Source organism: Paraburkholderia atlantica (genome assembly GCF_009362785.1).
Taxonomy (GTDB): domain Bacteria; phylum Pseudomonadota; class Gammaproteobacteria; order Burkholderiales; family Burkholderiaceae; genus Paraburkholderia; species Paraburkholderia atlantica.
The window spans coordinates 1-12584 of the sequence record NZ_WHNQ01000018.1 but is presented as its reverse complement, the minus strand read 5'-3'; the positions used below and the strand labels follow the sequence as shown (position 1 = coordinate 12584).

Below are 12584 nucleotides of genomic sequence, written 5' to 3'. Positions count from 1 at the left end.
GGGTCAAAGCGGGCTATCGGTACAAGGGAATCGACTATTGTCGATTTCTTGACTCCCCGCTTGGCGTGCGGATGGGCGGTCGCGTCGCGATGCGCTGCCGACCGCACCTATAGTCCGTACGGGAAAAAGGAGATTGCGAATGACTTACGTCGATGGATTTGTTGTCCCCGTGCCTACCGCCAACCGCGAAGTTTACAGGCAGTTCGCCGAAAGAGCGGCGGCCGTCTTCAAGGAGCACGGCGCGTTGAAGGTGGTCGAATGCTGGGGAGATGACGTGCCGGAGGGCAAGGTGACGTCGTTTCCAATGGCGATCAAGCGCAAGGATGATGAGACGGTGGTGTTCTCCTGGGTTGTCTGGCGGTCGCGTCAGTCGCGAGACGAAGGAATGAAAGCGGTAATGGCCGATCCCCGGCTGCAACCGGATAAAGACCCGATGCCTTTTGACGGCCAGCGGCTAATCTATGGCGGTTTCGAAGTGATTGTCGACGCGTGATGGCAGAAACACATGGCGTCGGTTCGCGTTGAGACGCGAACCGACGCCGTGACCTGGCATTGAACATCCGCGATGCAACGCGTGAATCTCCTGTCGGACTTACGCTAATAACGGACCCTCGCGCTGGGAGACGGTCGAGCGTCCACAAGCGGACGCGGACTTGCGACCCAGGCAGGACGGCCCGCACCTCAGCCTCTGCGAGAGATCCTGACACGCACGTTTTGACCCGGACCCACTGGCAAGCAACAAAGGAGGTGAAATACAACATACGTTAACCGCACCGCACAACGAGGTGGCTCAATCGCTTTTGGTTGCAGCCGGCCCCGGCCTGATTGTCGACAGGCGCGGACGAAATATTTTTCCTACCATTGAGGCAGCCTCCTTCAGGAGACAGGCGGTGGGAAGCATTGCAGAGTGGTTGGAATCACTCGGCTTGTCCGAGTATGTTCGGCTTTTTGCCGAGAATGGTATCGATCTATCGGTCCTTCGCGATCTCACGGACCGGGATCTCAAGGATCTTGGCGTCTTGCTTGGACATCGCCGCAAAATGCTGCGTGCGATTGCGCAGCTTGGCGACAGCGCCATTGCAATATCTGTTGCGGCCGCGCCCGTGCCACGTGATGACGCGGACCGGCGCCAGATCACTGTCATGTTTTGCGATCTCGTCGGCTCGACTGCCCTCTCGGCGCGGCTCGATCCGGAGGACCTGCGGAAGATTATTCGAGCCTATCACCGGCTTTCTGCAGATGTAATTACCGCGGCCGGCGGTTTCGTTGCCCAGTACATGGGCGATGGTGTACTGGCCTATTTCGGATATCCCCGGGCGCACGAGGACGATGCCGAGCGGGCTGTGCGAGCTGGGCTGACGCTGGTCGAAGCCATCGGCAAGCGCGATGCCGGGACCAATCCAAGTTTGCGGGTGCGGATCGGGATTGCTACCGGCGTAGTGATAGTCGGTGATTTGACCGGTGAGGGCGAAGTGCAGGAGCGCCGCGTCGTCGGCGAGACACCCAATCTCGCTGCCCGGCTGCAGACATTGGCAGAGGCCGGAACAGTGGTGATTTCTGCGAGCACGCAGCGGCTTACGGCCGGGCTGTTTGACTACCGCGACATGGGTCTGGCGACAGTGAAGGGTTTTGACAAAGCAGTGCGGGTTTGGCAAGTGCTCGGCCCCAGCGGGATCGAAAGCCGCTTCGAGGCGCTGCGCACGCCCACGTTGACGCCGATTGTCGGGCGCGACGAAGAAATCGAGCTGTTGCTCGGCCGATGGCAGCGGGCGAAGAACTGTGAGGGGCAGGTTGTGCTCCTTTTGGGCGAGCCGGGCATCGGAAAATCGCGGCTGACCGCCGCCCTTGAAGAGCGGCTCGAGTTCGAGCCGCACGTCCGAGTACGGTATTTCTGCTCGCGCCACTATCAGGACAGTGCCTTCTATCCGTTCATTTCCCAGCTCGAGCGTGCGGCCGGTTTGCGGCGGGGCGATACCGCTGAACAACGTCTCGACAAACTGGAAGCGGTGCTCGCGTTCGCCGCCGACGATCTGGGCGCAGCTGCTTCGCTGGTGGCGACGTTGCTATCAATCTCGACGGAAGGTCGATACCCAGCACTTAACCTGACGCCGCAACAGTACAAGGATAAGACGCTTAGCACGATAATTGCGCAAATCACGGGGCTGGCAATGCGCCAGCCGCTGCTGATTTCGTTCGAAGATGTGCATTGGGCCGACCCCAGCTCGCTCGAAGCGCTAGACCGGCTTGTCGATCGTATCGCAACCTTGCCTGTGCTGGTGATTGTCACCTTCCGGCCTGAGTTCGTACCGCGGTGGATCGGCCGCTCAGAGGTGATGCTCCTTACTCTCAATCGTCTGCACCCTCGCCAGCAAGCCGAGATGATCGAGCGGATATCCCTTGGCAAGGCACTGCCGAAAGAGATTACAGACCGGATCATCGAGCATACGGATGGAATACCGCTATTTGTCGAAGAACTGACCAAGTCAGTGCTCGAGAGCGGCGTACTGCGCGAGCAGAACGGACGCTACGTCCTCGATCGTCCGCTGCCACCACTGGCGATCCCGATGACGCTGCACGCTTCGCTGATGGCGCGGCTCGATCGCCTGGCCCCGGTGCGGGATGTAGCACAAATCGGCGCTGCAATTGGCCGGCGATTTTCCTATGAGCTCATCAGCGCGGTCGCGTCGATGCCCGCGGAGCGCCTCGACGACGCATTGGACCATCTCGTCGGTGCCGAGCTGTTGTTCCGGCACGGCGCACCGCCGGATGCTGAATACACCTTCAAGCACGCCCTGGTGCAAGACGCCGCGTACAGCTCCCTGCTGCGGGACAGGCGACAGCAACTGCATGCCCGCATCGCAATGGAGCTCGAGCATCATTTTTCTGACCTAGTGGAGCAACAACCGGAAATCCTGGCCGAACACTGCGCCCAGGCCGGATTGACGGAAAAGGCGGCCCGGCTGTGGCGGCGTGCCGGTCACAATACGGCAGAACGCGCCGCTCATCGCGAGGCGTCGGCTTTGTTCGAGAAAGCCCTGACTGCCTATGCGGCAATGCCGTCCTCAGCCGAGATACTTGGTGAAATCATCGACACCCGATGGGAACTTAACCACTCGCTATATCCGCTGGGAGAATTAATACGGGACCGAGCGAATCTGGAGAACGCGAAACATCTTGCCGAAGGCCTTGGCGACGAGGTACGCCTATCGCGCGTTCTATCAAGGTTGGCTTTCACGCTCTGTTCGTTAGGCGATTTGGTCGGCGCCGTCGAGGCAGGCGAACGCGCCCTGGCGTTGGCGGAGCGGCGAGGCGACAGCGATGCGAAAGCGTGGGCTTCAATGATGCTAGCAAGGTCGCGGTATGGCCGCGGAGAGTATGAACGCGCGATGGTACATGCTCGACAGGCACTAGATCTCCTCCATGAAGGCATTGGCCACGGCATTGGTCCCCACGAGTCTTACGTAAAATTCACGCGTGTCAACGGTCGTATCTGGTTGGTGCTTTGTCTTGCCGAACTAGGCCGATTCGACGAAGCGGCCGTCCGTGGACAGGAGGCGACCGACATGGCCCGAGGAATGAATGAGCCCGAGGAACTGATCTTTGCTCGCCACGGTGTCGGACGGATGCACCTTATTCAAGGCAATTTCGACGTTGCTGTCGAGGCACTTGAGCCGGCACTGGCCATGTGCAAGAGCGCTGAGTTTCCGATCTTCATTCCCCGGATAGCCTCCTGTCTGGGGGCGGCGTATGCATCACTAGGCCGGACCGATGAGGCATTGGTTCTTCTGAAAGAGGCAGTTCGCCAAGCAGCGGCGAGTAATTTAATGTTCGGACAGTCGCTAGTGCTCGCACTTTTCGGTCGAGTATGGCAGCTAGCTGGTCAACGAGATGAAGCCCTCACTCATGCCCATGACGCCATCGACCTTGCTCAAGCCTCCGGCGAACGAGGCAATGAAGCCTATGCCTGGCAGCTGTTGGGGGATCTTGTCTGGGATGGCAGCGCTACCGCAGCAAAGATTGAGGAAGCTCACAGTCACTATCGCGCGGCGTTGATGATCGCCCACGAGCTTGGAATGCGTCCGGTGCAAGCACAGTGCCTGAATGGACTTTCTCGGCTGCAAAAGATGGTAGGAAATGAAGCATTGGCCGAGCAACATGCAGCAGACGCCACCTCGCTTTGCCGGGCGATGGGCATAAAAACCATCGCCAGGTAGAAAGTCATTTCACCTCGCACCGTTCGCGCGCTGGGCTGCATCAAATCCCGATTACCGCAGTCGCATTACTTGCCTAGCGACCGGTTTGCCTTTTTGGCTGCCGCGTTCAGTGCCGCGGCGGGTTGAGCCGTTCCCAGGTAGACGGATTGCAAGGCATCCGACACGGCCTTCCCGGTGTCTTCCCACCCTGTGACAGTCGGTGCGAAGCGGGCGTTCGGCAACAATGCGATGAACGCCTTGGTGTCCGGACTATTGAGCGCCGGATCGCTGGCTTCGGCCTTCGTCGTGGGCAGGAAGCCTTCGGTCTTCGAGAATTCGATGCGCGGGCCCTTTGTAAAGAGGAAGTCGAGAAACTTCCAGGCACTCTTCTTGACCTTGGAGTTCTTGAACATCAAGATTGAATCGGTCACCGCATAGGTGGCCTGCGTCGTTCCAGACGGAATGGGATCGATACCGTACTTCAGATTCGGCGCCTCCTTCGCGATCTGCTTCGACAGCAAAGGCAAGGAGATAATCATCGCCACACGCCCCTGCTTGAACAGGTTCTGTACGCCTTCACGGTTATACCCGGTGACCCCCGGTTCGGTCAGACCTTCGTCTATCATCGATTTGTACAGCGTTGCCGCCTTCACGCCAGCCTGCGAATTGAACGCAGCCTTGCCGTCCTTGCCGATCACGTCTCCGCCGTAACTCCAGAGTCCATAATAGAAATAGACATCCGTCTCGATCTCTTTACCTTGGAGACCAAAGCCGGCGATTCCCATCGTTTTCAGCTTTTTCGACGCATCGATTACATCGTTCCAGGTCTTCGGTCCGTTCGGATAACCCGCTTTCGCAAGCAGGTCCTTGTTGTAGTACAGCGCGCGTGTTGAAGCAGCGATCGGCAAGCCATACACCTTGCCTTTGATTTCACCCGGCGCAAGAATCTGGCCAATGAAGCGGTCCCTGAAGCCCGCGTCCATGTAGTTATCAAGCGGCTCAGCGACGTCGTCCTCAACGAAGTCCAGCAACCAGCGGGTACCGACAATCGCGAGATCCGAGTTCGCGCCACCCATGATGTCCGTGCGGAGCTTCTGCTGCAGCGAGTCCCAGTTTACTTCTTCGATCTTGATTGTCGTACCAGGGTTAGCTTTCTCGAACTCCTGAGCCATCTTGTTGAAGTATGGGCCAGTCGCGTCACTATAGTGCGAGACGGTGATTCGGACCGTGTCGGCGTGTGCCGCTACTGCGATACCTGCAAACGAAAGCGCTACCGCAATCATGCCCAGCGCGAAGGAGGCACGTACCTGCAATGACATCTTCGATCTCCTACGGGGCAGTTGCGATCGCCGGCCGCGCGATGCTTTTGTCTCGTGTGAGAACTCTGACACTGGCCTTTCCTCGTGCTTGAACCGCCTTTCCATCGGCATGAGTCATCGAACAACGCACGCCTGCGTAGCACTACTTTTCGTATCGGTCGCGCCTTGCGATGGAAAACCTGATCTCCGTTGATCGTTGGTGCGGAACATACGGCGTCTTGATTGCAGCCGCGATATCTCTTCCAGATATTGCGCCGATTCGAGAGTCGATACCAGGCGGTTCTGGTTCCTATCTTTGGGTTTGATATCGGAACGCGGCCAGGGGAAGCATCCCAGCGTGTTGAACTCGCTTTCCACCGAGCATTTAACAGCTTGTGTCCGAAGGCTCAGGTGAGAGAGTGCGTGACCATCGGACTTAGCCGGCTGCGCCGCTCCAGTGGGCAGAGGGTTTTTGACCTGCGACCGGCCAATTTGCCTTGGCATCGCTAATTCCGGGGCTTAGAATTTCTGCACAAGCTGCGGTTCTAATTGTGGACGTCGTTGGATCTAGCGATAGACCCCAGATCAGCATGGTCGTTCCGGGGCCGCAGAATTCATTCGCTGAAGGGCGGGCGGGTGATTGCCGGCTCTTCGCGGTAGAACGATAGACGGGTGACCTAGCCGCGCGTCGATGTCGCAACGGAAGAGACCTTGGCTTATGCTTGTCCTTTTCGTCGCTCCGACTGGATTGTTTCGGGATGGCGTCGCGCGCCTTCTCGCTGAACTGGCCACCCGCGTCGAGGTGCGATGTACCGACTACGCCGCGACTGCTCTTCTTGAGCGCGGATCTATCCCTGATCTGCTCGTGCTGGATGGCGACAACATTCGCGAAGCGCTTAATGCAGTCAATGTGGTGCGACGTATCCAGCCAGATTTGCCGGTCGCCGTGCTACTGACGGCGATCGATTCGCGCAGTGTCGACAGTTTCCTTGCAGCTGGCGTGGGCGGCTGCGTCGGCAAAGCGGAATGTGCCGATGTGCTGCTGGATGCACTGCGTCACGTGCTCGCAGGCCATGCTCATCTGCCACCAGCCTTGCGCACTTTCATACCGGACGCTGCTTCACCACCCGATCAGGCACGGCGCCCGCCCGATGCGACGCCCCACGCCACCCCCGGCGCACTGACAAAACGTCAGGTTGAGGTGTTGGCGCTGGCGGCACGAGGAGAGCCCAACAAATTAATCGCACGGCGACTCAACATCACGGAAGGGACGGTAAAGGTGCACTTGCACTCGGTCTACAAGGCGCTGAAGGTGTCCAGCCGCGGCCAGGCGAGTATGACGGCGGCGCGATTGCAGGAAGTGAGCGACGTACAGATTCATCAGGCGCTGGAAGACCAGCTTTCAGTGCCACGACTGCTCGCCCATATGACGCCAGCTCGCACTAAAGCCGGAGAAACCCTGTTCCACAAGAATGCCAGTAGCGATGCGCTCTACTATGTCGTGCGCGGGACGGTCAGACTGCTGGAGTTCGGAGTTGAGGTAGGGCCCGGCACGATGCTGGGGGAGATCGGCCTGTTTTCTCCCGACCATCGGCGCACCTGCACGGCTCGCTGCCAGAGCGACTGCGACCTCCTTTCGGCCTCTGCGGCCGACGCAATACGACTCTACTACCAAGACCCGGAGTTCGCAATGTACCTGATTCATCTTCTCGCCCGCCGACTGGGAGCTAGCGACTTGGCGCGCAAGGCCAGGTAGCAGGTTTTGGTGGGTGGTCTTACCCTTGACCGAGGTTCGCGAGCGGCTCGCCGGCCGATCTGGGATGTCGATTTTTCTCCGGGCAGGTCGCGACCGCCGCTCTGCGAGTTTTTCAAACACCATCCTTCGAAAGCAGCCGTACGGGTTGCCGGGGATTGAAGGGCTCTTGAGGGGTAGATCACAGGCGGTGGCGTGAGGCACTGATCGGTCGGCCGTAGACGTTCAACCTTCACGTGGGACGTTGGAACGTCCGCCCCCCCAACAACTGAGTTACGCTCGCCATCATGTCGAAATACGCCCGCCTCCGTGGGTCGCCACGATCATGTTGGTGGCATCGGTGTCTGCCAGCATCACGGGCACCGGCGCCCTCCATGTTGCGAAAGTTCGGTGAAGTGCCCCGGTCGTCGGGCAAAAGGCGCCCGCATTAAAGGCTCCGAAACCCGCGGCCAGGGTGGGGCACCGCCCGACTCATGGTTAGCCCATTTGCGAGCGTGAGTTCATCCGGGACTCGACTAACGGAAGCCGTAGACCAGAACCTTTTTCCCCTCAAAGCTTTCTTGCACACCTTGCTCGCACTGCGGTGGACACGTTATGCCGTCCGGGGTCTGGCCTGACGCGGTGACCGCCCTGTAGACAACGGATTGGACGAGCGTCCCGTCGGCAGCGACGACGATGTTTAGATCAGTCTCGACGCCGGCCGGCACGGCTCCGCCGGCCGTATAAAAGATTTTCATGGTGCCGGTGCAATCGGAGTTCACCGTATATGTGCCGGTCTGGTTCGGGTTGAAGGTAATCTGCCCACCTTTCGGTAACCCGCCAATAACGCCGAAGTCGGTGCGTGAAAAATTGCCTGCGCCGTCGAACGTCACAAGGGCGACGTCATCGAGGATCGACGGGGCGGCGTACGGATGCACCTTAGCATCGGCACCTATTAATCCAAGAATCTCTCCGTGACCGATGAACCCAAACGGTCCCTTTAGCGTTGCGTTCGAGCAAAGGCCGCCGTGGCCGCCGTGGCCGTCAGCCTGGGCGGCACCACTGAGCGTGAGAAGTGCGATGGCTGTTGCCGACGCCATGCTTAAATGCTTGATCTTCATGGTCATCTCCTTACTAGCGAATCGGGCGCTGAATATCACGCTGCGCAAGGCCAGTTAGCGGTCGGCCTTCGGCCCTCAAGTTGAGTCGCCCAGCCGAGGGTAGCGGTGCAGTTCATTTCCTTCCTCTGTAAAGTTGCTGGATGCGCGCGGCTTGACCGTCATTCTTCGAGTCCACGAGGTCTTGATAAACTGCGCCCCGGCTTTTTTCATGGGGAACGGCAACGCCGCCCGACTCGGAGTGACCAGAAAAGTCCGGACCTTGCGAAGTAATCACAGTCTCCGACGTTGCCGGCGACGGATTCGAGATGGTATCTGCAGCGTTCGCCTGCCAGGCGGACATACAGATCACTCCACCGATAAGTAGCAGTGCTGTCTTCATGTGAATCTCCTTGGGAAAGTATCGGCGCAGTCTCGGTTGCGTCGGACCGGGCGAGAGTCTCGCCACGCTCGACAGGAACGCATCATAAAGTTGCATGACGATTCGATTCGACTACCGTGGACTGTGCTTCTTGATTGGTGCCGTACGCGGTGCTTTCTGGTCGTCCGCTTTGTGCCCGGCTCCTGCGTGGCAAATTTTGATGAACCGAGTATGGTGTGTGGACGCACCGTCGCCCATATACCTTTCGTAATAGGCGCTGCCTCAGCGCGGCGACCGGCCAGACGCGTGAATTTCGTCGATCGGGCGAGATGTCCGCAACGGATGCTCACAGGCGGACGGCATCGACGTGCCCGTTGACATCGGACGACGTGCATCAGGGACCTCGCGAATGAGGCAAAGATGCTCGAAGTGCCTGAGAACCTGGTGGTCCGCGTCTACAAGAAATTGCTATTCCTGCACCACTTTGTGCCGGTTAGCCCCGAGCCTGCCTTGGGCGGCGTCATGACGCTGCGTGAAACTGCACAGGTGTTAGCCCGCCGCCCTGATGCAATCCACATTTCAGCATTTGCGGTGGACCGATCGGTCTCGAAAGACCGGAGCTTCGTCGATCGAAGCGTGTTCTTGAATATTGGGCGCGTGCGGCTATTCCGATCCGTTCCAACCCCCGACACTTCCGACCGATATCCTACGAATGACGGTTCGACTTCGAAAGTAGCCATACAGGGTGCGGGGGATTGAAGGGCTCTTGAGGGTCGATTGGGTGAAGTCGCCAACGGCCGCTTATGCGCACTCCGGTTCGCAAAAACTGGGTTCAGCTGACTGACCGGTTCCGAGAAGGTCATCTGACCGGAGTGGGTCGAGAGGATTCGTTCGCCAATAAGGAAAGCTGACATACGCCGGCACCGGGTCGCGAATGTCGGTGAAGCGATCTAGAACGGTCACACGTTCCTGATCGGCCACTGTCGGCTTTGGCCGAAATCTGCCCCGTGTCGCGGTGTCGGCAAGGTCCCGATCCCGCCGCTATGAGAGACCGTGGCCACGCAGCCGTGGAGTCGCGGGCCGCACGACTGCCATCAATACAGCTACTCGAGGCGCATCCTGGCCTGCCGCCGCGCACGGTTGTAAATCACCTGATGGCGCCGATCGTCGGTCATCAACTCCAGCCACATCAGTCAATCCCGTCGCATTCTATCGAGGAGTGCCCTACGCGGTGGCGCCTGTAGGTCCACGCCTGCATGCCCGGTCAACCCGAAGCATGGCATTACACCCGGCTCCCGGGTTCCCGCCCTTGACCCGCGACCGTAGCCGATAACGGGCGCGCATCAAGGGGCGAGGGACCGTGTTGCCCGCTCCCCTCCCTCGCCTTTTTCCTTGACGCCCGCCCGCGATCGGCTCCTCAAGTCGCACGGGCGGGAACCCGGGAGCCTGGCGGCAGCAACGCCAACCCCGAGTTCCACCGGGAAGTGTCCAGCCGCAATGGCAAGGCACCTCCCCTCGCCCGGTTCAGGTCCTCAACCTTGACTGTGGAGATTGCCATGCAACTCGCTTCCTCTTTCCATTACGGCTCCCCGATGCTGCGCGCTGACTCGCCGCTCTCAGACGACCAGATTCGCCGGGTTGCTCCCTCCATCTTCGCGGACGGCAAGCACGAAAGCCGTTCCGAACGCTACACCTACATTCCCACCATCGACGTCCTGCGCGGTCTGCGCAACGAAGGGTTTCAGCCGTTCATGATCTGCCAGACCCGCGTGCGCGATCAGGGCAAGCGCGAATTCACCAAACACATGCTGCGGCTTCGCCATGCCGACCAGATCACCGGCGAGGAAGCCAACGAAATCGTGCTGCTGAACTCGCACGACGGCACCAGCAGTTACCAGATGCTGGCGGGCACATTCCGGTTTGTCTGCCAGAACGGCATGATCGCGGGCGAGAACATCGCCGATATCCGCGTGCCACACAAAGGCAACGTCATCCAGAACGTCATCAATGGCGCATTCGACGTGCTCGACGGCATCGACCTGATCCGCGAGCAGAAGGACGGCATGCGCAACGTCGAGCTGAACCGCGATGAGCAGCATGCATTCGCCCGCTCCGCCCTTGCCCTGCGCTACGACCCCACCGACGCCGAGGCACCGCCCCCCGTCACTGAAAGCCAGCTACTGGTGCCCCGCCGTTTCGAGGATCGCCGCGATGACCTCTGGACCGTGTTTAACCGTGTGCAGGAAAACCTGACGAAGGGTGGACTGCACGGCCGCTCGCGATCGGGCCGCGCAATGTCCACGCGCCCCGTCACGGGCATCGATCAGAACGTGAAGCTCAACCGAGCGCTCTGGATGCTCGCGGATGCCATGCGCCAGCTGAAGGCATAACGATCCGGTGGCGGCGCACCCACGCCGCCCCGTTCTCAGTCTTTTCGCTACGACGCCCTCCGGGTCACGTCCCGGCGCGGTCACACAGTGCTGGGCCGCCACCTTGTTTCCCACTCTGGAGTCAATCACGCAAGCCCAAACTGTCGAAACGGTCAATGACCTGCAGTAAAACAGAGGCAAGTACTACGACGTGGCACTCGCCCCCGCAGAGGATAATGGTTACAGGGTACCGGTGATCAGGGTCGACCAGAACGACCCGCCTTCGCGCATGCTTCGCGATGCCGCCGCGTTCATGGCCGGCGACACCGACGAACTGCGACTCGCACAAGTAGACGTCACACAGCCTACCGCATCAGATGACTTTCAGCTCACCAGCCAGCCCCCGCCGCCAGCAGCAACACAACCAGCGCGCAGACCATCAGCCCGTAGCACGCCCTGACTACCCGCCGCATCACGCCTCGCTCACATGAGGCCGCCGCCGCATCAAGCCGTTGCCGCTGTTCACGCGCCGCCATCGCCGTCACAGCCACGAGCCGGTTTCCCACCATACGCGCAAGCCGGCCGCTTGCCCGTTCAACCAGAACAGACAATGCCTGCCTGTCGAGTTCCGCGAGTGCGGCCCTGTAACGCGCCTCGTGCTCACCGGTCATCCGCTCGGCCAGTTCAATCGTCGCCTTGCAGCGCGCAAGCGCATCACGATGCTGTGCCATCAGCACGTCAGTGGCTGCGCGCGCCTCTGTCCGCACGACATCGAGACTGCCCGCCCCGCCCGCCGGATGCGTTCCGGCATGACCTCGTAGAGCCGCCCGTAGTATTCGAGCATAACCAGCACAGACCACAGTGCATCGTTATCGCGCAGGTTCAGCGCACCTGACACCCGCCGCATTCGCAGGACACTGGCATCGTCCGGTAATTCACCCGTGACGTCGAGAAACAGGCGGGCGAGCGTGTCACGCGGCCCGCCTCGACTCTTACCCATCGACTGTCACCCTGGCAAACATCGATCCGCACAATGCGCGCCAGCGCAGCAGTTCGGCCCGTTCGCCGATATGCATCGTTTCCGCTGCCTTGCGTATCGACAGGCGCTGGCTGCGCAGTTCATCGGCGACGCGATCCGCGAGATCTGGAAAATCCAGCGACTGGCCCCGCTCCTCGACCGCTCTCCTCAGTTGCGAATCCCGGTACAGGGTGAATTTCTCGGGCGAGCCAAAATAGCCGTTACGCACCACATGCGTCACTGCATTCGGGAACGTGGCACCGAACCTGAGCAGCAGTTCCAGACTGTCGCGTTGCCGATTGATCACCCACAGCACAACCAACTGCCGTGCCAGCTCATCTAGCGTACCAGCAAGCGTCCCACCATAATGCGCGACGCCAGTCTGGCTCCTCGCTGCGGTGTTCACCACGACAGTCGCATCACGATGCCGGTCGCAGAAATTGATGAAGTCGATCCAGCCACTCACGTCATCGAGATCGCACGACCCACATTCGA

The 12584-nt window shown here is 60.0% G+C and carries 9 protein-coding genes and 1 pseudogene; 5 read left to right on the top strand and 5 right to left on the bottom strand.

Going from position 1 to position 12584, the window contains the following annotated elements:
- Positions 1–139 precede the first annotated feature (139 nt).
- On the top strand, positions 140–493 hold the full coding sequence (locus GCT19_RS23715) for a DUF1428 domain-containing protein (RefSeq protein ID WP_018433270.1): 354 nt from the start codon (positions 140–142) through the stop codon (positions 491–493).
- Positions 494–890: 397 nt separating this feature from the next.
- The gene (locus GCT19_RS23710; protein WP_321576858.1) at positions 891–4214 is read left to right on the top strand and encodes a tetratricopeptide repeat protein; all 3324 of its coding nucleotides are present in this window, start codon (positions 891–893) and stop codon (positions 4212–4214) included.
- 65 nt (positions 4215–4279) lie between these two features.
- Here the strand turns inward: GCT19_RS23710 and GCT19_RS23705 are convergent, their stop codons facing one another.
- On the bottom strand, positions 4280–5512 hold the full coding sequence (locus tag GCT19_RS23705; RefSeq protein ID WP_018433272.1) for an ABC transporter substrate-binding protein: 1233 nt from the start codon (positions 5510–5512) through the stop codon (positions 4280–4282).
- A 697-nt stretch (positions 5513–6209) separates the two neighbouring features.
- Between GCT19_RS23705 and GCT19_RS23700 the strand changes: the two genes are divergently transcribed.
- Positions 6210–7247, top strand: coding sequence for a LuxR C-terminal-related transcriptional regulator (locus tag GCT19_RS23700; RefSeq protein ID WP_152853263.1), 1038 nt, complete (start codon positions 6210–6212; stop codon positions 7245–7247).
- Between the two features lie 512 nt (positions 7248–7759).
- Here GCT19_RS23700 and GCT19_RS23695 read toward each other — a convergent pair.
- On the bottom strand, positions 7760–8344 hold the full coding sequence (locus GCT19_RS23695; protein WP_018433274.1) for a hypothetical protein: 585 nt from the start codon (positions 8342–8344) through the stop codon (positions 7760–7762).
- A 112-nt stretch (positions 8345–8456) separates the two neighbouring features.
- Complete coding sequence (locus tag GCT19_RS23690) at positions 8457–8723, bottom strand: hypothetical protein (protein ID WP_084598314.1); 267 nt, start codon at positions 8721–8723, stop codon at positions 8457–8459.
- A gap of 399 nt (positions 8724–9122) precedes the next feature.
- Between GCT19_RS23690 and GCT19_RS23685 the strand changes: the two genes are divergently transcribed.
- Together GCT19_RS23685 and GCT19_RS23680 are read left to right on the top strand one after the other, a co-directional pair.
- The gene (locus GCT19_RS23685) at positions 9123–9461 is read left to right on the top strand and encodes an RNA-binding protein (protein ID WP_018433276.1); all 339 of its coding nucleotides are present in this window, start codon (positions 9123–9125) and stop codon (positions 9459–9461) included.
- A gap of 797 nt (positions 9462–10258) precedes the next feature.
- Positions 10259–11092 (top strand): DUF932 domain-containing protein, encoded by an 834-nt coding sequence (locus tag GCT19_RS23680; protein WP_026228251.1) that lies wholly within the window; start codon positions 10259–10261, stop codon positions 11090–11092.
- Positions 11093–11311: 219 nt separating this feature from the next.
- Here GCT19_RS23680 and GCT19_RS23675 read toward each other — a convergent pair.
- Both GCT19_RS23675 and GCT19_RS23670 read right to left on the bottom strand, forming a co-directional pair.
- A pseudogene (locus GCT19_RS23675) lies at positions 11312–12071 on the bottom strand (hypothetical protein).
- The coding region (locus GCT19_RS23670) for a protein mobD (RefSeq protein ID WP_152853262.1) at positions 12064–12584 on the bottom strand (521 nt) is incomplete at its 5' end. The gene GCT19_RS23670 and the pseudogene GCT19_RS23675, both read right to left, overlap by 8 nt.

Excerpts from the sequence above, each read along its gene's own strand:
- GCT19_RS23685 (WP_018433276.1), top strand. The coding sequence starts at position 9,123 with ATGCTCGAAGTGCCTGAGAACCTGGTGGTCCGCGTCTACAAGAAATTG.
- GCT19_RS23705 (WP_018433272.1), bottom strand. The coding sequence starts at position 5,512 with ATGTCATTGCAGGTACGTGCCTCCTTCGCGCTGGGCATGATTGCGGTA.
- GCT19_RS23700 (WP_152853263.1), top strand. The coding sequence starts at position 6,210 with ATGCTTGTCCTTTTCGTCGCTCCGACTGGATTGTTTCGGGATGGCGTC.
- GCT19_RS23695 (WP_018433274.1), bottom strand. The coding sequence starts at position 8,344 with ATGAAGATCAAGCATTTAAGCATGGCGTCGGCAACAGCCATCGCACTT.
- GCT19_RS23680 (WP_026228251.1), top strand. The coding sequence starts at position 10,259 with ATGCAACTCGCTTCCTCTTTCCATTACGGCTCCCCGATGCTGCGCGCT.
- GCT19_RS23715 (WP_018433270.1), top strand. The coding sequence starts at position 140 with ATGACTTACGTCGATGGATTTGTTGTCCCCGTGCCTACCGCCAACCGC.
- GCT19_RS23690 (WP_084598314.1), bottom strand. The coding sequence starts at position 8,723 with ATGAAGACAGCACTGCTACTTATCGGTGGAGTGATCTGTATGTCCGCC.